This is a genomic window from Chitinophaga sp. RAB17, assembly GCF_052114225.1.
Taxonomy (GTDB): domain Bacteria; phylum Bacteroidota; class Bacteroidia; order Chitinophagales; family Chitinophagaceae; genus Chitinophaga.
The window spans coordinates 953,085-975,365 of the sequence record NZ_JBFREI010000001.1; the positions used below are offsets into that span (position 1 = coordinate 953,085).

Below are 22,281 nucleotides of genomic sequence, written 5' to 3' on the forward strand. Positions count from 1 at the left end.
GGCTATGATTTTGTAGCAATGATAACCAGTCGTGGCGAACGCTGCTCATCATAACTGTTAAAGTGATAGTCGCCGAATATTTCTAATATTTCAAGTCCCTGCTTTGCAAACATGGCCTCAAAATCCTGCCTGGTAAAGGCATTCACGCTTTCGGTGTAAGTAGCGCGGCGCATTTTTTCTTTGTCCAGGATACTGATCTGCTTCATAAATTTATGTGCTTTCAGTTCCCGGCGGATATCAAATACTACATTATCCTTCTCTTTCACTTCGTCATTCACCAGGTGGGCCGCTACATAATTACTATTCAGATAGTCCAGTACCAGCTTGCCACCGGGCTTCAGTGCATTCTTCAGTGTACGCAGCGCATTGTCGTTGTCCCGCTGAGATTCGAAGTAGCCGAAGCTGGTAAAAAAATTAAACACCACATCGAAGTAGTTTACCCAAAAAGGTAAGCGCATATCGTGTTGAAAAAAACTAAGGTGGTCGTTTTCCAGTTTTTTAGCTGCATTGATACTTTCAATAGAAAGATCAATTCCTGTTACATTGTAGCCTTTATCAGCCAGGTATTTGGCATGTCGTCCCCTTCCACAGGCTACATCCAGCATTTCTGCACCAGGAGCAGGTTGCAGATACGCCAGCAATTTATCAATGAAGGCAGCTGCCTCCCGATCATCGCGGTTGTTATACAGCAAATGATAATAGGGAGAATTAAACCAATCCTTAAACCAAAGTTTATCTACTTCCATAATTTGTTAGCTTTTAGCTTTTAGCTGCTAGCTTTTAGGAAATGCAGCGTAGATGGTGTTATGTTAATTTAATCATTCGCTGCATTTCCTAAAAGCTAGCAGCTAAAAGCTAAAAGCTATTTTTTATTATTAAACATCAAATATCGGGTGCTTTCGTAAAAGCCACGTGTTAAATTATCGAGGCTTTTCGCTGTATCCTGCTGCTGCGCGCGGACATTTTTCAACGGATCACCTTTCAGATCGTATAATGCGGTGGAATCGTTTACCATGTTTATTTCGTACAGGTAACGATCACCCAGCGCAGCATAAAAAGGCATCTGGTTGCGCAGGTACGTCATGAAAACATATTTATTCTCTACCCGGGTGCTGTCGAACAGGTCTACGCCCAATGTATAGTTTTTATATGGCATACCTACCATTTTAGCCATGGTAGGGTATATATCCAGTAAACTGCCTGGCGTGGTGATCTGTTGCGGCGCCAGGTGTTTGGGACTATACATAAACGCCGTTACATGTACGCCACCGGTAGACAGTTCATATTCCGGTAACGGCATAAAGCTGTATGGATTGAGTACACAGTTATGATCACCGAAAAACACGAAGATGGTATTGTCCAGGTAACCATCTTTGCGGGCCATATCAATGAGATGCCCCACATTATAGTCTTCATATCTTAAAGCATTAAACTGATCAACAGATACGAAGCCCGACTTTTTGAACTTATTCATGTCGATGTCTTTCTCCGTCAGCTTTTTAAAGTCACCCGCGCCACTGGTAGTGGTATAGGGCGGGTGATTATCTGCCAGTTGCAGGAAGGCGACAAAGGGCTGCTTTTTATCATTGTCTTCTTTGAAGATGCCGCTGGCTTCTGTGATCAGGTCATAGTCGGAAACGCCCCACACATCTGCTTTGGGCGACTTATACATACCTTCCTCGTAAATGCGTACCCCTTCCACATTATTGGTAAATACTGCGCGGATATTAGCCCAGTTGGTATTTCCTCCCAGCAGGTACAATTTATCGTAGCCTTTGAACTGGTCCATCACAATACGCTGGTCCAGCATTTTAGGGTGGCGGCTGGCTGTTTTCACGGAAGTGATATCCGGCAAGCCGGTATGTACGCCAAACACGGTTTTCGCCGTACTGATGGCAGGCACATAGAAATTTTTAAAGAGAATACCGCTATCTGCCAGTCGTTGCATGTTGGGCGTGGCCTGCATGGGGTTGCCGTACATGCTGGTCACGGCGGCGCCGGTAGATTCCAGCATCACCAGTACTACGTTGAGTTTAGGTCTGGAGGCATCGCCGGCAATGGTGCGTACGTAGTTGAGGCTGTCTGCATTGGCGCTATCTACTTTCAGGTAGTTGGCGATTGCCGGATAATATTTCCTGGTGGCTTCCGGACTGAAAGTATCTCCTTTTACGGAGAAGTTGGAAGCAAAATACAGGATGGGATTGAGTCCCAGGCTGGTCACCCCGTTGTCGCGGGTAAACATGGCCTGGCTCCAGCGCAGTGGGAAATAGGCGATATTACCATAGCAACCGGCAGCAAAGAGCAGTACCATTCCAATCACATAACCGGTAAAGGGCCAGTTGCGCAGGTAAATGAGTGGTTGTGCGGCAAATCTTTTCCAGGTGGCCTTTTGCAGGCGATATACGAGGAACATGAAAATAAAAATACCGAGTGCACCTCTTACTACCGGGTAACTCTGCCACACCATACGGGCGTTGTCTGCGCGTTCTCCTTTGGCCAGGAACCTTAATACAGAAGGGTCCAGGCGTTGGCCCAGGTAATCATAATGTCCCAGGTCAAGAATATAAAGGAGGGTGAGTAGCAGGTATATCAGAAAGAAATATATAAAGTTGATGCGGCGTATAGGCTTCAACGTAAAAAAGGCATTACGTGTAATGAGTGCTATCAGCAGTATAGGAATCATTAAATAGAGGGCGAGTCTGAGATCGAACCGTAATCCCAGGTTCCAGGCTTTCACGATGGCTGCGTGGTCTGTAATGGTAGTTTTGAAGAAGAACAGGTAAAATATAGCCCTGAACATTACCATCAGCAGGAAGAGGTAAAGCGTTTGAACAAACACATAACGAATATACCGGGGTATATTCTTCCACGAGTATTGCATGTAACGTATAGCTGTTTTTTTAAAAGCGTAGCTGCAAATATATCGAAAAAGCGGAAAGCGGAAAGGATAAAGCAAAAAGCAATTGTGGCGGAGAGCTAAGGGGATACATTAACTAATAATCGCTTATAACTTCGCTACAATAGCTTTTTGCTTTATCCTTTATCCTTTCTGCTCTTACATCATCTATTCATAATTAGGATTTCTGGAATGGATTTTTTTATATTTGCCTTCCTTTAAAAACAGAATCTTGTGGCACTGATCAAATCGATATCCGGCATACGCGGAACCATAGGCGGTAAGCCCGGCGAGGGACTTTCTCCATTAGATGTGGTAAAATTCACAGCGGCATACGGCACCTGGCTGAGCCGTGAAACAGAAAACCGTAAGGTGGTAATAGGCCGTGATGGTCGTATTTCCGGCGAAATGGTGAAAAACCTCGTGGTATCTACCCTGAACGGGCTGGGCTTTGATGTAGTAGACCTTGGTCTTTCTACCACTCCTACCGTTGAGCTGGCAGTTACCATGGAAAATGCTGCAGGCGGTATTATCCTTACTGCCAGCCATAATCCGAAAGAATGGAATGCGCTGAAATTACTGAACAGTAAAGGCGAATTTATTTCCGGAGATGACGGTACTCAACTGCTGGACATTGCAGAACGTGAGGATTTTAATTTCGCGGATGTGAATAAGCTGGGCACCTACACGGTAGATGATTCTTACCTGCAGAAGCACGTAGACCTGGTGGTGAACTATCCACTGGTGGATGTGCCTGCCATCAAAGCGCGTAACTTCAAAATAGTGGTAGACGCGGTAAATTCTACCGGTGCTTTATTTGTTCCTCCATTGTTAAAAGCATTGGGTGTGGAAGAAGTAGAAGTACTGTTCGGGGAAGTGAATGGTAAATTCAGTCACAATCCTGAGCCGCTGGCGGAAAACCTGACAGCGCTGTCCAATGAGGTGAATAAATCCAATGCTGACCTGGGCATCGCAGTAGATCCGGATGTGGATCGTCTTTGCTTTGTTTGCGAAGATGGCAGCATGTTCGGTGAAGAATACACCCTGGTAGCAGTAGCAGATTACGTATTAAGTAAAAGAAAAGGAAACACCGTTTCCAATATGTCTTCCACACAGGCGCTGAAAGATGTTACCCTGAAGCATGGCGGGCAGTATACCCCTTCTGCGGTGGGTGAAGTGAATGTGGTAAAGAAAATGAAAGATACAAATGCGGTAATCGGCGGAGAAGGCAATGGTGGTATCATTGTTCCTGACCTGCACTATGGCCGTGATGCGCTGATTGGTATTGGTCTTTTCCTGAGCCACCTGGCACACAGTAAAAAGAGCATCAAAGCGCTGCGTAACAGCTATCCTGATTATTTCATCTCTAAAAATAAAATAGAGCTGGATAAAGGAGTAGATGTAAAAACTATCTTCGAAAAAATTAAGGTGAAGTATAAAAATCAGCCTTTAAATACTGAAGATGGACTGAAAATAGAGTTCGACAAAGACTGGGTACATCTCCGTACATCCAATACCGAGCCTATCATCCGTATTTATGCAGAAAGCCAGAATGAAACTACGGCAGATAATATAGCCAAGCGCATCATGCAGGACATCAAAGAATTTATGCACTGATTTAGCGGTTAGCTATTAGCTTTTAGCTTTTAGAAAAAATGCAGCGAAGATGAAAGTATCATACTTTTTTTCTTCGCTGCATTTTTTCTAAAAGCTAATAGCTGTTTATACCAATTCTTTCAGTTTTTCTACTGCTTTATCTACTTCTTCTTTGGTATTATTTTTACAGAAAGAGAAGCGTACGGCAATCAGGTTAGGATTGCTATTGATGGCGCGAATAACGTGAGACCCCGCACTGGCGCCGGATGTACACGCACTGCCGCCGGAGGCGCAGATACCGTTGATATCCATGTTAAACAGGATCATTTCACTCTTTTCTGACTTAGGGAAAGCCACGTTCAATACGGTATACAGGCTGCGGCCATACAAATCGCCATTGAAGCTTACTTCCGGGATATGTTTTTGTAGTTGTTCTGCCATGTACATACGCAGGCCGTTGATATGGGCACTGTGTTCTTCATGTTGTACGGTGGCGATCTCCAATGCTTTGGCAAACCCGATGATGCCATAAAGGTTTTCAGTACCGGCGCGCATATTGCGTTCCTGGCTACCGCCCTGGATGAACGGGGTTATTTTTACATTTTCATTAATATAAAGGATACCTACGCCCTTAGGACCGTGGAACTTGTGTCCGGCACCGGTAATAAAGTGTACGGGGGTATTGCGCAGGTCAAATGGATAGTGACCTACTGTTTGCACGGTGTCTGAGTGGAAAATGGCGTCAAATTCCTTGCAAAGATTACCCACCGCATGTATATCCAGCAGGTTACCAATTTCGTTATTGGCGTGCATGAGAGTTACCAGGCATCTTTCCGTGGATTGCTGCAGCAGTTCGCGCAGGTGGTCCATATCGATATGACCTGTAGGTAATACATTCACAAAAGAAAGAGCTACACCATCGTGGTGGTGCAGGTATTCTACTGTGTGCAGGGTAGCATGGTGCTCAATAGGCGAAGAAATGATGTGTTTACAGCCCAGGTCCTTTACAGCGGCATTAATGGCTGTATTGCTGCTTTCTGTACCGCCGGAGGTAAAGAAAATCTCTCCCGGGTGTGCATTCAATGTTTTGGCTACTGATTTACGTGCATTTTCGATTCCCAGCCTTGTTTCTCTACCGTAAGAATAAATAGAGGAAGGATTACCGAACTTTTCCGTCATAAATGGCAGCATAGCTTCTAAAACCGCTGGATCCAGCGAGGTGGTAGCTGCATTGTCAAAATATATTCTTTCCAATGTTGGTGGTTTTTGATAAAAGAATAATAATTAATGGTGGTATGGTGGTCTTAAAAAGAGAGCGAAGTTCCGAAAATTTTGGGATTTTTAATTTTGGAATTTTATGAATGGAAATAACGGATCTAGTTGAAAACGCGGGGAATATCTTTTTTTAATATTCTCTAAATACCCATACACCCTCGTTTGTCATTATCAAATCTTCCCGAACTATCTTTGAATATTAAACAATACTTATGGCATTAGTGTTAGATAATTTTCAATCTATCCTGGAAACCCGTTCCCCGGATTAGGTTACTTCTATCTTAATCAAAATTATCTCCCATGGCAAAACAAATGTCTATCATTCCTTTTACGGGAAAACTCGGCCCTCTCATCGGGTATAAGCGCAATGGCAACTACTTTCTGCGCAGCATGCCTGAAAGCGTACGGCAAACCACTGCTACCCGCCGCGCATCCCGGCGTTTTGGCATTGCCAGCAGGAAAGCTGCTTTTATCCGGCATGCTTTCTACCCCCACCTGGATATCCATTGTGACGGTGGCCACATCAATCGGCTCAACAGGATACTCATTGCTGCCGGTGATCATCACGCCGCCATCACAGGCTTCCGCTTCAATCAGCATACCGGAGTAGATCGTTTCTTTACAGTGGCTCCACGGCTTTTTAGGAACGGGATATTAAATATTCCCGCACAAACCATCGCCGGGTATAAAGGCATTGCTGCGCTGGAAGTAAAAGTGATCGCTACACGCATTGATTTTAAATCAGGCCAGGCAGCCGGTAGCGAAACGGTTACGCTCATGATAGATCCGGATACCCCTTTGCAGGAAACAAATGTTTCGCTGGATGTACCCGGGCAGGGATCACTGGTAGTAGTTTTCCAGGTAAGAGCGATGTATAAGGATGGTCCATCGGGCAACAGACAATATATGGCCGCTGATATTATTGCGGTGGCAGCGCCACAGGTACCCAAATATGCTAAAAAACGTACTTACCCCAAGCGGACAAGATTGCTTCCTAACCTTACCTATACACACGCATATCCAGCTATCATTCAACTGGAATAAAGCGATCCTGCCCCTGGAGATATTTTGATGAATAAATCTTTTATACCTACTTCCTTTCAATAATATATTTCTTTCCACAGCAACAGCCTGGCACTGAAGCAGCCCTGCTATGGCCAGTGCTGACCTCCATCCGTCTGCTGATTCAATTTCATCCCAGTTATACATCCGGAAGTCATCCCCGCATCAAGTCCACCTCTCCTGCACTGCTTCTACAGGTGCTTAGCGGGTGCTAAGTATAGCCTAGACGGTATCTACATAATGAAGAAGTAATGTTGACTATAATGATGGGGGTTCTTAATGCACGATATCTTAAAAGCGTATTCAGGAACAATCAAGATAAAATTCCTCCCAAAATATCCGTGATACATACTTTCCGGCAACTGGTAGCCTTAGATCTATGGAATTCTTCCTTTATAGATGGACTAAACTTTATGCTTAAAATTTACACTATCCCCCAAATAACCGGTGAGTGGTCCGATAATGAAATATTATCGGACTACTCACCGGTTTATGCTGTCCGGGATCCGGAAAATATATTAAGAATTTCTATTAATCACATCATAGAACCTGTCTCTGTAGCCATCGGAGATGGGGATAGACTGGTTGGCGATCATCACGGTATTTTTCTCCACGCAGTTTATTTTATTGAGAGATACCAGGTAAGAGCGGTGGACCCGTATGAATTTGTCGGCCGGCAAACGTGTTTCGAATGATTTAAGGCTGCGCAGTGTAAGAACGGGCAGATTATGTGTATAGATTTTCGTATAGTCTTTCAGTGCTTCGATGAAAAGAATGTCTTCCAGATTGATCTTGATGATCTTGTACTCTGTTTTTATGAAGATGTAGTCATTTACCCAGGTAGCATCCATGGGTAGGGCAGTATTACCGGCGCTTACATTTTTCTGTTGGCTGACAGACCATGTTTCGCTGGCTTTAGCCGCTGCTTTAAGAAAACGCTCAAAAGGTACGGGTTTCAACAGGTAATCTACCACATCGAGATTAAAGCCGTCCAGTGCATACTCTCCATAGGCAGTAGTGAAAACTACCATGGGAGGGTATTTAAGTGATTTAAGGAATTGAATGCCGGTGATATCGGGCATTTTGATATCCAGGAATACCAGGTCTACGGGTTCATCCTGAATAAATCGTAACGCGGTGGCCGCGTTTTCGAATTTGCCCGCCAGGGTCAGGAACGGAACCTTGCGGATATAATCTTCCATGATTTCCAGCGCCAGCGGCTCGTCATCCACTGCTATACACTTTATCATTTTTTCAACACAATTTTAAGATCAACAATAAATTGGTTCTCCGTTTCCCTGATATTAATCTCATGCTCGTTTTCATAGAGCAGCTCCAGGCGTTTCAATACATTATCCAGGCCTATTCCTCCCCGTTCGGCAACACGTTCTTTAAAGTGACTGTTCTTGACTGTTAATCTGATCATATCTTCAGTTGTAGCTATATCTATATCTATAAAAGAATCTTCTGTATAACTGATGCCGTGTTTAAATGCGTTTTCCACAAAAGGGACCAGCAACATGGGCTCTATCTGCAACGTATCTGCTTCTCCGTTCAGCTGGTAGTTGATCTCTATATCTTTTGGCAACCGTAATCGTTGTATTTCTATGTAATCGTGCAGGTATTTTAACTCCTGTGACAGCAACACCCTGGCTTCATTGGACTCATAAATCATGTACCGCATGATGGTTGACAGTTTCAAAATGGCATGTTCTGTTTGTGCCGATTGTTTATGAGCCAGGGAGTAAATAGTATTTAGACAGTTAAAAAGGAAGTGAGGATTAATCTGCGACTTTAAAAATTTTAATTCCGCATTTAATTTCTCTACTTTCAGCTCTTCCCGCTGTTTTTCACTTTTAAACCACTCGAGTGCAATCTTTATAAATCCGCTCATGAACAACATCAGGAGCGCAAAGAAACCGGATCTGCGAAGTACTTCAGGAAAAAAGAGGTACTCCAGGATAGTCGGTGCATCGGGTTCCATTAAAGGTATGCCTGGATACCCCGCCGCCGTGGCATGGACAAATGTATCTACATGCGTTTCATCATTTGCCACAACAGGAATCGCCCCTGCCCTGGCACCTTCTTCCGCCTCCATCATCATACGACGACGGTGAAACGGTGGAAAGCCCGGCGATGTTACTTCTGAATTGTTAAATTTTCTATCCATGCGTAAAGTCATCATTGGACGATGCGCATAGGTTTTAAAAAAGTAAAAGTTAAGTGTGGCTTGTTGTGCAGTGATAAAAACAATCAGTAAAATGATGCTGCAAAAGTATACAGCAATCTTCTTCCTGTTAAAAAACCGGGGAATCAGCACGTAAATGTTGAGGTAAAAAATGCCGATAAGAAACAGGTTATCCACCAGCTCTTTAATAAAGAAACCAGTATGTAAAATCTGAATCCGATAAATGAAAAACGGGAAAAATAAAAAGCATGCCCATCCGAGGACGTGCAGTGAAATGAGGAAGGGACGACTTTTGAGTATCCGTTTAAAATTTAGCATCACTTAATTTGATGCGATAAACTTACACCAGATAGGGTTAGGCTTGTGTTAAAATTTGTTAATCCAGTATAAGGGTTTGTTAAATTTAATAAAGAAATTAAAATCTACTTAAAATCACAGACATAAGACTGCTTTACCATCTGAATACTTCATTCCGGTACCATGTGTAACAGAACTAAATATCCGGATAGTAAAGCAGTTGAATATCTGAATAAATTTACTCCGCTTCAGTAATTTTCATATTGATCAATTCCTGTTGTGTCATAGCAGGAATTTTATGATGCGTTAACTTGTCGGCCACCACATTTCCTACCCGCAGGGCATTTTCCCTGGTGCGAAAAACACGGTGTCCGGCTACACCTGGAAGCATGTCCTGATAAATATAGGTATGACCATCTACATTTACTTTATAGCCCCATCCACCATTTATTTCAAACGGTTCCACCACCACGGCCAGCATATCGGAATCACTCTTTTGAGCTATCTTATTCTGACCGGATTTCCAGGCGAAAAAAGCCAACGCCAACACGGCTATACCGGCAGCGATAATAATATTACGCTTAGTCATTTTTGTTATACTCTGCAGTTGGATCAAATTCACGCATATCATCGAGTTGCAGGGTACTGCTTACACCGAGTACCACGAAACCACGATCTTTCACCGCAAACCCGGTAGAATATTGACGGGCTGCTCCTTCAAAGTCTGTTTTCTGTACCCAGCGATCAGTTTCCGGCGTATATTCCCAGGTAGCTGCGGATAAACCGCCTTTCACACCGGAAACAACATAACCTTTACCTTTCATCGCAAAAGAGGCAGCACCACTACCCGCGAAGTTGTAGGAATCATCAAAGCTATCATCGCTCACATTGGCAATGGAATTCAGGGTCGTCCAGTTTTTGGTATCGCCATCAAAAGAATAGAAGTCGGTTACTGCACTGTTATTGGCAGTACCCATACATACATAAGCCTTGTTGCCGATCACAAAAGCAGAAGCGTCCTGTCTTTTGCCACTGTTGAGGCTCTGTGCCTGTGTCCAGGTATCAGTAGCAGGACTGTACTCCCAGTTATCCTTTAACCAGTTGCCATCATAACCCGTAGCGATGTAACCTTTATCCTTCAATCCGAAAGCCACTGCACCATAACGGCCGGTACCGGGGAAAGGTTTCTTGGTAGTCCACTTGTTTTGAACAGGGTCGTATTCGTAGAAGTCGTTCATTTTGGTTAATCCATCAGTACCTGTACCCACATAGCCTTTTCCACTTATAGCCATGCCTACCGCGTTACTACGACCAGGGCCAGTGAAAGGGGTAGTTATTTGCGTCCACTGATTCTGATCTACATTGTACATCCAGAAATCTGTCAACCTGTTAAGTCCATCGTACCCGGTTCCTACATAGGCTTTATTATCAATTACGAAAGAAGCAGCTGCATTTCTGGCAACACCTTCAAATTCGGAACGTTTAATCCAGTTTCCTACCAGTGTGGTGGTGTTTGAACTCTTCGAACAGGCTGCCAGGGAAGCCATCAATAATAAACTATAACCTTTTAAATATCGCATTAGCATGTTCTTTTTACTGCAGCCAAAATTATCCGCCGAAGCATTCCGGCAAACAGGAAATAGCTGTTCCCGCTGTTTTAGATGACGGATACCGTTATTTCATCTACCAGTTGGAATCTTTGGCGGGAAATGCTTGTTCCTGCCCTACCGGCAGCATAAAGGATATATTTCGTTATTCATCGATAAATTTTGGCCATTGGCATATTAAAGCAACTGAAAGTATTGATCCTGTCTAAAATTGCGCACCATGAACAATACCATGTATCATTTATTTTTCAGGCGTGTAAATGGAAGTATACGCAGATATCTTCCGGCACTTTTATTGGTGGCTGCCATTTCATCCTGCCAGAAATCAGGGTTTACCTATAATAATATTGTAGATAATAACCAGAATACAGACAATGTACTTTCTGATACGCTTTCTATACAGATGAAAACAATACGGCAGGATTCTATGCCCACCTCCGGCTCAGAAGTAATGCTGGCTGGTAAAAGAGTGGATCCGCTATTCGGCACTTCTACCGTCCAGTCCTTTTTCCAGATTGCACAGCCTACCTCCGTAGACATTCCGCTTAACGGCTCGAAGTACGATTCCATGGTGCTGATCATGCATCAGAACGGCTATGTTTCCGGCGACACTACCCAGGAACAGGAATTACAGGTGTACCGGGTGACTTCTACCATACAAACAGCTACTAACTTTTACTACCTGTACAACAGCAGTAATTTTTCTACAGAAAGTACGCCTATAGGAAATTTCAAAGGAGTAATACGACCTGGCATTGATAAAATCATCACCGCACATATGTCGGATCAACTGGGTAACCAGCTGTTTACCATGGTACGCGACAAAAGTGGTGATGTGACTACCAGTCCCACATGGCTGGCCTTCTTTAAAGGGTTGAATGTAAGAGGAGGCCCTAACAGTAAAACAGTAAACGGGTTTACGGCGAATGATACCAGTCTCGTGATGCGACTGTACTATCATATCAATGAGCAGATTACTACTGTCAGGTATGTTGATTTTAAAATGCAGGCCTCTAATCTGCAGTTTAACCAGGTAAAAACTGTTCGTACCGGTACCTTACTGGCACCATTCGATGGAACGGTGAAAACAATACCTACTGCCAGCACCGGTAACCAGGGCTTTTGTCAGCCTATAACGGGAATAGCTACACGCATTGACATTCCATACATCAAAAACCTGGTGTACCTGGGTCAGTTTTTCAAAATCATGAAAGTATATATGACCCTGAAACCGGTGGTGGGCACCTATGTAAACGACCGCCTGCCGCCAAGAGTAGCGCTTTGTGAGCTGGATCAAAACAACAATGTAACAGATACACTTACCTATGGTCAGCTCACCATCGATAATCAGTTTAATGTAAACACCAACTATACCTTCGACATTACCAACTATGTTATTAAACAACAAACGGTATCAGATTTTTATTCGCGAGGCCTGTTGCTTACGCCCAGCGCTACAGATGGCAGAACAACGCTGGACAGGCTGGTGATTGGTGACCAGCAAAATATTCAGAACCGGGCTAAAATACAGTTATACTATCTGTTGTACAAATAAAGGATACTCATGCGAATCAAAATATATAGCGGTTTTATTATACTCCTGTTGTGCGGTACAGCAGCGAAAGCACAACATGGCCTTAATTCCATTTACTCTGCCTATGGCATAGGTGACCTGGAGACAAGGGATTACAGCCGCAATTTCGGGCTGGGAAGTACCGGCATTGCCCGCCGTCACTCCGGCTACCTCAATGAGCTCAACCCGGCTTCCTATAGCGTCCTGCCTAATCAAAACTTCATGTTTGATGTGTCGCTGAAAGCGCAACAGGTGAATTACAGCGGCAGTGGTATTTCACAAAGCGCTGGTGATGTTAACTTTAAACGTGCGGCGCTCGGATTCAAAGCAGCTAAGTTCTGGGGCATCAGCGCAGGAATTGCACCTTTCAGTACGGTAGATTATAAATTGCTGAACCAGCAGTTTATGACCGGCACAGGCGCCCCTGTCACTGAAACAACCACTGGTACCGGCGGTTTTAACAGGGCCTATATTTCCAATGGCTTTCAGCTTAGCAAAAACTTTTCTGTGGGTGTATCTACGGCATTTCTTTTTGGTCCGCTGAACACCTCAAAATATACAGGTTCTGACTCCTTACAAACCCAACGCGATAAATATGGTTTCAAACCCAACTTTACAGCAGGTGCGCAATACACTGGTAAAATAAACAAGGACTGGCAACTGGGACTGGGCGCCACCTACCGCTTCCAAACGAAGATGAAGCTGCAGGAAACACTGAATATTGTAGATCAGAACGGTACCTCTCTTTACAACAAAGAACAGGACCCTTCCTATTTTACGTTGCCCGCTGAATATGGTGCTGGTATTGCCCTTACCAATGGTACTGTCACCTGGGTAGCAGATTATCGCCACCAGTTGTGGAACAGTCTCAATGAAAAAGGCCCCACCTACAGCTACCAGGACGGAGAACGCTTCTCTACCGGTATAGAATATACGCTGAAACGCCAGTATTTTAACCAAACCTTTGAGGGAACGGTATTACAGGCAGGTTTCAGCTATAACAGATCACCGTTGGTGGTGAGCAGTACACAGATAAAAGATATATCCGGTACGCTGGGAGTGTCACTTCCCAGTAAAAACGGACAGTTAAGATATTATGTAGGCCTGGAAGCAGGACAGCGCGGTACTACCGGCACTGCGCTGGTAAAAGAAACGTATGTGAATGCAGTATTTAACTTCAGCCTGAGAGATATCTGGTTCTTTAAGCGGTTATCACAATAGCGAAAAGCTAAAGGCAGAAAGCAAAAAGCTATTTCAGCAAATGAGCGCGATTAGATTTGATATTCGCTTTGATCATTTGCTGAAATAGCTTTTTGCTTTCTGCCTTTAGCCTTCTGCATTCAGCAGTTGACGGAACCAGTAGCCGGAGTCCTTGATGGTACGTTGCTGGGTTTCAAAATTTACGTGAACGAGGCCAAAGCGTGCGCGATAGCCTTCTGCCCACTCAAAGTTATCGGTGAGGGTCCAGGCGAAATAGCCATCCACGGGAATGCCTTCCTGACGGGCTTTCAGTACCGCTGCTAGGTATTCCTGGAAATACTGAATACGGGCTACATCTTCCACACGGCCGTCTGCTGCGGGAGTATCCGGAAAGGCAGCTCCTCCTTCTGTCACAATCAGCTTTTTGATGCCTTTATAAGCCGCAAATTGTTTTAATACTTCGTATAGTCCGTTACCGTTAATTTCCCAGCCTAGCCCGGTGAGCGGTACATTCCTGGACTTAGCTTTTACCTCAGAAATTTTCACGACAGGCATAAAAGAATTGTATTTCACCACGAGTGGGAAATAATTCTGTACACCAATAAAGTCAAAATCAAATGCCAGCCGGTCCCAGTCGCGCCACAGGGCATAACGGCGCCCTATTTTTTTGAGCAATGGAAAATCCTCTACCGGATAGCCCATGCCCAGTGCAGGTTCCAGGAACAAGCGGTTAAACAGGGCATCTGCACGGCGTGCTGCCAGCAGATCGGCCTCACTATTTGAATAGGGAATGATTTGTGAGCAGGACAAGGCGGTGCCGATATTAGCACCTGCTACTTCATCACGGATAACACGTCCGGCTTCTGCTTGCGCCAGCACCGCATGATGTACTGCCGGCAAAAACCAGGACAGCCCGAACTTGCCAGGTGCATGTACGCCCAGCATATAGCCCAGGGCCGTGAAACCAAATGGTTCATTTAATACAATCCAGTTCTTTACCTTATTGCCATATTCGCGGGCACATATTCTTACAAATTCTTCAAAAGCAAAAACTACTCCCCGATGGCTCCAGCCCCCTTTATGTTCCAGCGCCTGGGGTAAATCCCAGTGATACAGGGTGATATAGGGTTCCAGTCCCAGTTCCAGGCAGGCATCTATTACCCGGTGGTAATAGTCGATTCCTGCAGGATTAACCGCGCCGGTGCCTTTAGGTATAATACGTGACCAGGAAATGGAAAAACGAAACACCGAGAAGCCCAGCAGCCTTGCCAGCAGTATATCCTGGGTATATCGATTATAGAAATCGGTGGCTACCTGTGCATGACTTTTATCTTTGATTTTGCCTTTGCGGCCGGAGAAAGTATCCCAAATAGAAGGTCCTTTGCCATCTTTATCGAAGGCACCTTCATTCTGAAAAGCGGAAATTGTGACACCCCAAAGAAAGTCTTCCCCGAAATCCTTGCGTGTAAAGGGTACAGCAGTTTTTTGCATACGCGATACCGATAAAACCAGGGGCTAGCGACCCCGTAACAGCATGCAGTTTACGACAGTTTTCGGGGAAAAGTAATTATATAATTGTTAAGTCGGATTTGTCTTTCCAAGGATTATACTGATTATACTGATTTTTATTTTTCTTAAATAACCTGATCATCATCAAAATCAGTATAATCCTGGGAAAGACAAAATTTTCGGAAAAGCATCTTTTAAATATTATTTTTGAAAAACGACTAAACATACGGTTAATAACATGTTGAAGATAAACCTGGTGCTTGGACTTGCGCTGCTGAGCAGCTGTGCAGGAAGCCCCGGCAAGCAGGGAGCTGCCGGCACTGAAAAAGACACACTGAATAAGATGGTACTCATACCTGCCGGCAACTTCCTCATGGGGGCTGATGACTCTACCGGCATGGCGGATGAATATCCCAGGCATGCTGTAGACGTGGCCAGTTTCTGGATGGATGAACATGAAGTGACCAACCAGGAGTTTGCCAACTTTGTAGCAGCTACCGGTTATATCACCACCGCCGAAAAACCTATCAGTAAAGAAGAGTTAATGGCCAGCATGCCGCCAGGCAGTCCGGAGCCGGACAGTAGTGCATTGGCAGGGATGATGGCACCGGGTGCACTGGTATTTACACCACCGGATCATGCGGTTCCATTCAATGATATTTCTCAATGGTGGACATTTGTACCCGGAACCAGCTGGAAGCATCCGGAAGGTCCTGGCAGCAACATCGATAACAGGGGCAATCAGCCCGTTACACAGGTTTCCTGGCTGGATGCACAGGCTTATGCCAAATGGGCCGGGAAAAGGCTCCCTACTGAAGCAGAGTGGGAATATGCTTCCCGTGGCGCCCTCTCCGGGAAGTTGTATCCCTGGGGTGATGAAGCGCTGACCAGCGGCAAACCCAAAGCCAATACGTGGAATGGCAATTTTCCCTATAAGAATACTAAAACCGATGGCTACTATGGTACAGCACCGGTAAAATCGTATAGTCCTAATGGTTACCAGTTGTACGACATGTCTGGTAACGTATGGGAATGGTGTGAGGACTGGTACGATGCCAATTATTATGTGCAGGGAGAAAAGGGCGTGCACAACCCTCCCGGCCCTGCAGCAGGCTTTGACCCGGATGATCCGGGTCAGGCCAAGAGAGTGATCAGAGGTGGTTCCTATATGTGTAGTGACGAATATTGCCGGGGTTACCGGGTATCGGCGCGCATGAAAAGCACGCCTGAATCAGGGTTATCTAATCTGGGCTTCCGCTGTGCACGTTCAGTCCTCCAGAAATGAGGACAGTACCCTATAGTCGCCGTTATAACGTTTCCCGTTCAGATAAAAAGTAGGGGTACCATTTACGCCGCTGCGAACACCACTTTCGAAGTCGGCTTCTACCCTGCTTAATAATTTGGGTGAGTCCATATCATCCGCAAATTTCCGCAGATCTATTTCAAGATCGGCCGCCAGTCTTAATAACAACGCTTCATTTAGTTCAGGCTGGCGGTTGTAGATCGCATCGTGCATTTCCCAGAACCGGCTTTGGTTAGCCGCAGCTTCCGCCGCCAATGCAGCATCCATAGCATATTCATGAGATTCCGAGAGCGGAAAATTGCGAAAAACAAAGCGTAGCCGGTTGGCAAAGCGCTCCTGCAGTTGTTTTACTACAAAGAAAGCTTCCCGGCAGTAAGGGCACTGAAAATCGCCGTATTCTACCAGTTCTATGGTGGCATTTTGCACACCGAGGATATGGTCCAGTGCATTCACCGGAGGAATCAGGGTAGGCATTACCGTTAGTTTTTAATGTTTTCCAATGCTTGCAGGATACCATCGGCACCTGGATTCTGGCCAATAGGCGATAAATAGCTCCATTGGATAATGCCGTTGGCATCTATTACAAAAAGCGCCCGCTGACTCACCCCATTTTCATATACACCATACAGACTTGATACGGCGCCTTTGGGTTCAAAATCGGCCAGCAGATCAAAGTGCAGTTGCCGGGCTTTGGCAAAAGCATGATGGCACCAGGCACCATCTACGGAAATCCCCAGCATCACAGCATTATACTTTTCGAAGTACTTGAGCATTTCATTATACAACGCCATCTGGTCGCTGCATACCGGGCTCCAGTCGGCCGGGTAAAAAGCCAGGATCACATTTTTCCCGCGCAGTTCCTTTAAAGTAACCGTTTTTTCGGGAGTGGAGCTTAATGTAAAGTCAGGAGCAGTTTCGCCTTTTTGTAACATATGCAGGTAAATTGATCACCTATATAAACAGCAGGCGGCCGATAAAGTTGTGCATAAACAAAAATGCCACGGTGGCGGACCGTGGCTTTTTGCTTATTTGATGGCGTGAATTATTTGATGATAATGGTATCTGATTCCATAGTATGTTCCCTGGTACCTTCAATGGTAGCTGTATTACCAGCTTTGGTGGTGATCATGATCACGTTCTTATTCACCGGTTCTCCTTTGAAGATCACCGCTTTCCCTCCCTTTAAAACATCAATAGCTGCGATATCCTTCGGCGGCATGTTATTCATTTCCGCCCTGGAGGATTTTTTACCGTCTACCAGTACCAGCACGTCATCAGGAATAGATCTGCCGTTAAAGGTGATATGGTCAGGAAGATTGCTGGCATGGGTGGTACCAGCAGGTGGTAGCGGCGGTGGTGGCGGAATAACCTTTTTGCTGCCAGGTTTCGGAGGCGGCGGTGGCGGCACAGGTGCACCAGGAGGTGGAGGTGGTGGTGGTGGCGGAGGCGGAGGAGGTGGCGGCACCGTATCTTTAACAATGCTGAGAGGCGTAACAGCTGTTGCCCTGGTATAATTCAGAGACAATACTGTTCCTCCTACCAGCAGGCCCAGCACCAGGTAACGTACTACCTGGTAGCGGGATGATTTCTTGCTGTTCATCATGGTGATCCTTTTTTTAAGATGTGAGAAATTGAAATTGTTTGCGATGGCCGTCGCGTAAGGGATCCCACTAACTTTAATAAGGTTGTATTGATAGCTGGCTTTATCCATGCCCTGCTGTAGCAGGTACCTGTCTGTTATAAACTCCAGGTTTTCGCGGATGGCCGTTTTCATCAGCCATGCGCCGGGATTGAACCAGTAAAAAATATTATTAAGCTCTCCCAGCAGGGTATCGGCGGTATGCCATTGCTGCACGTGTACTTTTTCGTGGTACAGGATGGCCGGTAACTCTTCCGGTTGATGCAGGGAGGGATTTATATAGATGTGGTGGAAGAATGAAAAAGGATTCACCGGCTGCTGCAACAGTTGTACTGAAATATCATCGATCTTACCGTGTTGCGATTTCCGGTGAATTTTCCACAGGGAAAAAAGCTGTATGCAAAAACGTATAGTCATGACCGATACTCCTAACCAAAAAATATATACCAATGCAAACCATATGGTAAATGTCGGTGCAGGGGCCTGCCACGCTGTAAAGTTGGGGACATAGGTGGCAATAGCGGCATGTTTATTCACCAACCAGTCTATGGATATAAAGGGAAACAAGGAAGAAAACAGAAGGCCCAGCAAGAGGAATACCCTGTTCAGTGTATAGAAAGTTAACCTGCGCAAACCGAAATAGTAAGCGAGAAAAAACATCGTTAGTGCAATATTCGCCTTTAGCAGGTATATCAAAATAGCTGGGACCATAGCATACTACGATTTGTTCGTAAATCTACGAAATAATCGTAGATAAACAAATTTATTTTATCGGAAAATTGAAATTCGGGATACGCAGGTAAGATGGATAAAGAGCATCACAGGCATAAAAAAACCACGGTGGCGGACCGTGGCTTTTTTGCGATATAAAGAATATTTATTTCACTTTCGTTGAATCGGTATCAATACGAATTTCAATTTTATTCGCATCTTTTCCATGTGAACCTTCTTTAGTAGTTACCACGATTACGCCATTCTTTCCGGCATCGCCGTAAAGTGCGGTAGCGCCCTCATTTTTTAGCACAGTAATAGATTCAATATCATTTGGTGGAATATCATTGACGCCTTTGCCTTTAGACCGGGGAACACCATCTACTACTACCAATACATCATCTGGTATGGTAGAAGTTGTTTTTCCGCCTCTGACAGCAACACCTATTACGTTGGGTGATTGTTTCAATTGAACAAAAACGATTCCGTTACTGGCTTTTTGGCCATACTCTTTTGTGAGATTCTCTTTCATTTCAGGTGTGGGATCTTTCACCACATTGATGGTGGCAATATCGCTGGGCTTTATGGCATCCAGTTCCGCTTTGCTCACCTGCTTACCATTTACCAGGTAAACAGGCTCCATCTTCACCCCGCCAGTCGTTACAACAGTGACTGCTGGCGCCGCAGGTGTTTTATAACCTGTTACTACTATCGGTTCATTGTCTTTTGCGGGAGGTGTTTCCTTCGGTGTTTTTCCTTTCACGTCTGTCGCTGGTGGCGCCAGGACTTTGGCTTTTTTAGGCGGCGGTACTGTGTCCGTTACCGTAACCAGGTGAAGCGCGGCAGGTACTTTAGTGTAATTCAGTGACAGTACCGTTCCTCCTACCAGCAAGCCCAGTACCAGGTACCTTACTATCTGATAGCGTGATGACTTTTTGCTGTTCATCATGATGATCCTTTTTTTAAGATGTGAGAAATTGAAATTGTTTGCGATGGCCGTCGCATATGGGATCCCACTAACTTTAATAAGATTGTACTGATAGCTGGTTTTATCCACGCCCTGCCGCAGCAGGTACCTGTCTGTGATGAACTCCAGGTTTTCGCGGATGGCCGTTTTCATGAGCCATGCGCCGGGATTGAACCAGTAAAAAATATTGTTGACCTCTCCCAGCAAAGCATCGGCGGTATGCCATTGCTTTACGTGCACCTTTTCGTGGTGCAGGATAGCCGGTAGTTCTTCCGGCTGATGCAGGGAGGGATTAATATAGATGTGACGGAAAAAAGAAAAGGGATTCACCGGTTGTTGTAACAGTTGTACGGAAATATCATCGATGGTTCCCCGTTGTGATTTCCGGTGAATTTGCCATAAAGAAAAAAGCTGGATACAAAAACGTATAGCCATTACCAATACCCCTATCCAGAAGATATATACCAACGCTGTCCATACCGTAAACACCGGCGCAGGCGTTTGCCATGCAGTAAGATCCGGCACATAGGTGAATACTGTACCTGCAATCACCTGGTGCTTATTCACAAATGCATCTATGGATATAAAAGGGAACAGCGAAGAGAATGCTATACCAGTCAACAGGAACAACCTGTTCAGCGTATAGAAGGTGAGTCGGCGCAAACCAAAACGGTAAGCGAGAAAAAACATTGTCAGTGCAATGTTCGCCTTCAGCAGATATATCAAAATAGCAGGTACCATAGCCAACAGTTTATTATTTGCCTTTTTCTATCATGTTGATAATTTCTTTTAACTCATCCGGACTGATCTTCTTTTCTTTAGCAAAGAAGGATACCAGTTCTTTATATGAGTTTTCGAAAAAATCTTTTACAAATCCGTTCATGAATTTTTGCTTATAGGCGGCTTCTTCAATGGAAGGCGTATACTCATATACGTTACCCATTTTACGGCTTTCCAGGAAACCTTTTTTCTCCAGATTTTTGATGGTGGAAGCCAGCGTAGTATACGGTGGTACCGGCGCCGGATGTGCCTCCAGGAAGTCTTTCACAAAACCTTTCCCTACTTTCCAGATAGCCAGCATGGCTGTTTCTTCTTGCTGGGTCAGTTTTTCCATGATATCATTTTATAGTTAATTACGATTCTTTCGTAAATCTACGAACTTATCGTAGATCGAGCAAATTTATTTTGAAAAAGATAAAAAAGGGGATGTATCAATAATGATACATCCCCTTTCATCAACGTTCTGTGAACGTTTTTAATTATTTCAGTATTTCTCCCAGTTTGGCAACGAGTTCATCACCACGCAGGTTTTTAGCTACTATTTTACCCTTAGGATCAATCAGCACGTTCTGTGGGATAGCGCGTACACCATAAAGGTCAGCTGCGGCATTTTTCCAGCCTTTCAGGTCAGAAACATGTGTCCAGGTGAGCTTATCAGCTTCAACTGCTGCCAGCCATTTATCTTTCTTATCATCCAGGGAAACGCCGAGGATTTCGAAGCCTTTGGATTTGAATTGATCGTAAGCTTTTACCACGTTAGGGTTTTCAGCGCGGCAGGGACCGCACCAGCTTGCCCAGAAATCAACCAGTACATATTTACCACGGAAAGAAGAGAGGCTGATATCTTTGCCTGCTGCATCTGCCTGTGCAAATTCGATCGCTGGTTGGCCTACTGCTGTTTTACGGGCAGATTCCAGGCGCTTGGAGAATTCTTTACCGGAAGGGGAATTCTTTGCTTCTTTACTTAATTTCCTGAACAGCGGAGAAATTTCTGCCGGATTCAGATCGTATCCTGCTACCTGGTTCAGTAAGAACATGGAGATAGGGGAATTGGTATTTTTAGAAAGAAAATCATTTTCTATTTTCTTCTCTTCTGCGTCCAGAGCATCATACTGTGCTTCCAGCTTTTTGATACCCTCTTCGTCTTTATTCTTAGCCAGCTCACGATATTGTTTCTGCAGTGCAGCACCTTTCTCGTTTACATCTTTCAGCAGTTCATTGAGCTTTTTATAATCATCATTGGCTTTAGAACCTGTTACAGTGGCTTTGCTGATGGAATCAGTGGTATTGATGGTGATCGCACCTTTATCCAGGAATACTGCCAGCATATCGCGGCCCATGGATACCGGCTTTTCAGTTCCTTTCTGTACCAGCATCAGGCTGGCCAGACCTGGTTCTTCCAGGGAACCGAAAAAAGCGAATTTACCGTCTTTGATTTGTGCGCTGTCTACGAAATTCTCGCCACCCTTACGCATTCTCAGGTAAACAGTAGCCGGGTTCTGTTGCTGAGAAACAGTTCCCTGTATAGTATAAGGCTTGCCTGCAGACGAACCTTTTTTATCCTGGGCAAATATTACTGCCGGCACTAAAAGGGCAATACCTACAATCGTTTTTTTCATTGGTTTTTGTTTTACGAATAACAAATTTGTAAAATCGGCTGATCAATGTCAACCTGATT

At 44.7% G+C, this 22,281-nt stretch carries 19 protein-coding genes; 5 read left to right on the forward strand and 14 right to left on the reverse strand.

Annotated elements, in window-relative coordinates; all coding sequences use genetic code 11:
* Positions 1–2 precede the first annotated feature (2 nt).
* Positions 3–746 carry a class I SAM-dependent methyltransferase gene (locus AB4Z08_RS03585; RefSeq protein WP_441572399.1) on the reverse strand — a complete coding sequence of 248 codons (744 nt, stop codon included), beginning with the start codon at positions 744–746 and terminating at the stop codon, positions 3–5.
* A 116-nt stretch (positions 747–862) separates the two neighbouring features.
* On the reverse strand, positions 863–2,881 hold the full coding sequence (locus tag AB4Z08_RS03590) for an LTA synthase family protein (protein WP_441572400.1): 2,019 nt from the start codon (positions 2,879–2,881) through the stop codon (positions 863–865).
* Positions 2,882–3,130: 249 nt separating this feature from the next.
* Between AB4Z08_RS03590 and glmM the strand changes: the two genes are divergently transcribed.
* The gene (glmM, locus tag AB4Z08_RS03595; RefSeq protein ID WP_441572401.1) at positions 3,131–4,513 is read left to right on the forward strand and encodes a phosphoglucosamine mutase; all 1,383 of its coding nucleotides are present in this window, start codon (positions 3,131–3,133) and stop codon (positions 4,511–4,513) included.
* A gap of 105 nt (positions 4,514–4,618) precedes the next feature.
* On the opposite strand, the gene AB4Z08_RS03600 is transcribed toward glmM, so the two are convergent.
* Positions 4,619–5,746, reverse strand: coding sequence for a cysteine desulfurase family protein (locus AB4Z08_RS03600; RefSeq protein ID WP_441572402.1), 1,128 nt, complete (start codon positions 5,744–5,746; stop codon positions 4,619–4,621).
* 321 nt (positions 5,747–6,067) lie between these two features.
* Between AB4Z08_RS03600 and AB4Z08_RS03605 the strand changes: the two genes are divergently transcribed.
* Positions 6,068–6,811 (forward strand): hypothetical protein, encoded by a 744-nt coding sequence (locus AB4Z08_RS03605; protein ID WP_441572403.1) that lies wholly within the window; start codon positions 6,068–6,070, stop codon positions 6,809–6,811.
* Positions 6,812–7,347: 536 nt separating this feature from the next.
* On the opposite strand, the gene AB4Z08_RS03610 is transcribed toward AB4Z08_RS03605, so the two are convergent.
* The 4 genes from AB4Z08_RS03610 to AB4Z08_RS03625 form a co-directional block, all read right to left on the reverse strand.
* A complete protein-coding gene (locus AB4Z08_RS03610; RefSeq protein WP_441572404.1) occupies positions 7,348–8,079 on the reverse strand; it encodes a LytR/AlgR family response regulator transcription factor in 732 nt (243 codons plus the stop codon).
* Positions 8,076–9,194, reverse strand: a complete 1,119-nt coding sequence (locus AB4Z08_RS03615) for a sensor histidine kinase (RefSeq protein ID WP_441572405.1) — start codon at positions 9,192–9,194, stop codon at positions 8,076–8,078. The genes AB4Z08_RS03610 and AB4Z08_RS03615 overlap by 4 nt, the downstream gene beginning before the upstream one ends.
* A gap of 358 nt (positions 9,195–9,552) precedes the next feature.
* Positions 9,553–9,903, reverse strand: a complete 351-nt coding sequence (locus AB4Z08_RS03620; protein ID WP_441572406.1) for a DUF4907 domain-containing protein — start codon at positions 9,901–9,903, stop codon at positions 9,553–9,555.
* Positions 9,896–10,894, reverse strand: coding sequence for a Kelch repeat-containing protein (locus AB4Z08_RS03625; protein WP_441572407.1), 999 nt, complete (start codon positions 10,892–10,894; stop codon positions 9,896–9,898). The genes AB4Z08_RS03620 and AB4Z08_RS03625 overlap by 8 nt, the downstream gene beginning before the upstream one ends.
* Before the next feature lie 247 nt (positions 10,895–11,141).
* On the opposite strand from AB4Z08_RS03625, the gene AB4Z08_RS03630 reads away from it, so the two are divergent.
* Positions 11,142–12,476, forward strand: a complete 1,335-nt coding sequence (locus AB4Z08_RS03630; RefSeq protein ID WP_441572408.1) for a DUF4270 family protein — start codon at positions 11,142–11,144, stop codon at positions 12,474–12,476.
* Between the two features lie 9 nt (positions 12,477–12,485).
* The gene (locus AB4Z08_RS03635; RefSeq protein ID WP_441572409.1) at positions 12,486–13,715 is read left to right on the forward strand and encodes a hypothetical protein; all 1,230 of its coding nucleotides are present in this window, start codon (positions 12,486–12,488) and stop codon (positions 13,713–13,715) included.
* 105 nt (positions 13,716–13,820) lie between these two features.
* On the opposite strand, the gene AB4Z08_RS03640 is transcribed toward AB4Z08_RS03635, so the two are convergent.
* Positions 13,821–15,185 (reverse strand): GH1 family beta-glucosidase, encoded by a 1,365-nt coding sequence (locus AB4Z08_RS03640; RefSeq protein WP_441572410.1) that lies wholly within the window; start codon positions 15,183–15,185, stop codon positions 13,821–13,823.
* A 256-nt stretch (positions 15,186–15,441) separates the two neighbouring features.
* Here AB4Z08_RS03640 and AB4Z08_RS03645 point away from each other — a divergent pair, with 256 nt between their 5' ends.
* Positions 15,442–16,488 carry a formylglycine-generating enzyme family protein gene (locus AB4Z08_RS03645; RefSeq protein ID WP_441572411.1) on the forward strand — a complete coding sequence of 349 codons (1,047 nt, stop codon included), beginning with the start codon at positions 15,442–15,444 and terminating at the stop codon, positions 16,486–16,488.
* Here the strand turns inward: AB4Z08_RS03645 and AB4Z08_RS03650 are convergent.
* The 6 genes from AB4Z08_RS03650 to AB4Z08_RS03675 all read right to left on the reverse strand — a co-directional run bounded on the left by AB4Z08_RS03650 (position 16,471) and on the right by AB4Z08_RS03675 (position 22,222).
* On the reverse strand, positions 16,471–16,980 hold the full coding sequence (locus AB4Z08_RS03650; protein ID WP_441572412.1) for a DsbA family protein: 510 nt from the start codon (positions 16,978–16,980) through the stop codon (positions 16,471–16,473). The genes AB4Z08_RS03645 and AB4Z08_RS03650 overlap by 18 nt on opposite strands.
* 5 nt (positions 16,981–16,985) lie before the next feature.
* A complete protein-coding gene (locus AB4Z08_RS03655) occupies positions 16,986–17,438 on the reverse strand; it encodes a redoxin domain-containing protein (RefSeq protein WP_441572413.1) in 453 nt (150 codons plus the stop codon).
* 110 nt (positions 17,439–17,548) lie between these two features.
* The gene (locus AB4Z08_RS03660) at positions 17,549–18,856 is read right to left on the reverse strand and encodes a M56 family metallopeptidase (RefSeq protein WP_441572414.1); all 1,308 of its coding nucleotides are present in this window, start codon (positions 18,854–18,856) and stop codon (positions 17,549–17,551) included.
* A 166-nt stretch (positions 18,857–19,022) separates the two neighbouring features.
* Entirely contained in the window at positions 19,023–20,564 is a 1,542-nt protein-coding gene (locus AB4Z08_RS03665; RefSeq protein ID WP_441572415.1) for a TonB-dependent receptor plug domain-containing protein, read from the reverse strand.
* 13 nt (positions 20,565–20,577) lie between these two features.
* Positions 20,578–20,937 carry a BlaI/MecI/CopY family transcriptional regulator gene (locus tag AB4Z08_RS03670; protein WP_441572416.1) on the reverse strand — a complete coding sequence of 120 codons (360 nt, stop codon included), beginning with the start codon at positions 20,935–20,937 and terminating at the stop codon, positions 20,578–20,580.
* A 145-nt stretch (positions 20,938–21,082) separates the two neighbouring features.
* The gene (locus AB4Z08_RS03675; RefSeq protein WP_441572417.1) at positions 21,083–22,222 is read right to left on the reverse strand and encodes a redoxin domain-containing protein; all 1,140 of its coding nucleotides are present in this window, start codon (positions 22,220–22,222) and stop codon (positions 21,083–21,085) included.
* Positions 22,223–22,281: the final 59 nt, after the last annotated feature.

Excerpts from the sequence above, each read along its gene's own strand:
- AB4Z08_RS03585 (WP_441572399.1), bottom strand. The coding sequence starts at position 746 with ATGGAAGTAGATAAACTTTGGTTTAAGGATTGGTTTAATTCTCCCTAT.
- AB4Z08_RS03670 (WP_441572416.1), bottom strand. The coding sequence starts at position 20,937 with ATGGAAAAACTGACCCAGCAAGAAGAAACAGCCATGCTGGCTATCTGG.
- AB4Z08_RS03675 (WP_441572417.1), bottom strand. The coding sequence starts at position 22,222 with ATGAAAAAAACGATTGTAGGTATTGCCCTTTTAGTGCCGGCAGTAATA.
- AB4Z08_RS03640 (WP_441572410.1), bottom strand. The coding sequence starts at position 15,185 with ATGCAAAAAACTGCTGTACCCTTTACACGCAAGGATTTCGGGGAAGAC.
- AB4Z08_RS03635 (WP_441572409.1), top strand. The coding sequence starts at position 12,486 with ATGCGAATCAAAATATATAGCGGTTTTATTATACTCCTGTTGTGCGGT.
- AB4Z08_RS03655 (WP_441572413.1), bottom strand. The coding sequence starts at position 17,438 with ATGTTACAAAAAGGCGAAACTGCTCCTGACTTTACATTAAGCTCCACT.
- AB4Z08_RS03610 (WP_441572404.1), bottom strand. The coding sequence starts at position 8,079 with ATGATAAAGTGTATAGCAGTGGATGACGAGCCGCTGGCGCTGGAAATC.
- AB4Z08_RS03590 (WP_441572400.1), bottom strand. The coding sequence starts at position 2,881 with ATGCAATACTCGTGGAAGAATATACCCCGGTATATTCGTTATGTGTTT.
- AB4Z08_RS03660 (WP_441572414.1), bottom strand. The coding sequence starts at position 18,856 with ATGGTCCCAGCTATTTTGATATACCTGCTAAAGGCGAATATTGCACTA.
- AB4Z08_RS03630 (WP_441572408.1), top strand. The coding sequence starts at position 11,142 with ATGAACAATACCATGTATCATTTATTTTTCAGGCGTGTAAATGGAAGT.
- AB4Z08_RS03625 (WP_441572407.1), bottom strand. The coding sequence starts at position 10,894 with ATGCGATATTTAAAAGGTTATAGTTTATTATTGATGGCTTCCCTGGCA.
- AB4Z08_RS03645 (WP_441572411.1), top strand. The coding sequence starts at position 15,442 with ATGTTGAAGATAAACCTGGTGCTTGGACTTGCGCTGCTGAGCAGCTGT.
- AB4Z08_RS03650 (WP_441572412.1), bottom strand. The coding sequence starts at position 16,980 with ATGCCTACCCTGATTCCTCCGGTGAATGCACTGGACCATATCCTCGGT.
- AB4Z08_RS03665 (WP_441572415.1), bottom strand. The coding sequence starts at position 20,564 with ATGGTACCTGCTATTTTGATATATCTGCTGAAGGCGAACATTGCACTG.
- AB4Z08_RS03605 (WP_441572403.1), top strand. The coding sequence starts at position 6,068 with ATGGCAAAACAAATGTCTATCATTCCTTTTACGGGAAAACTCGGCCCT.
- AB4Z08_RS03620 (WP_441572406.1), bottom strand. The coding sequence starts at position 9,903 with ATGACTAAGCGTAATATTATTATCGCTGCCGGTATAGCCGTGTTGGCG.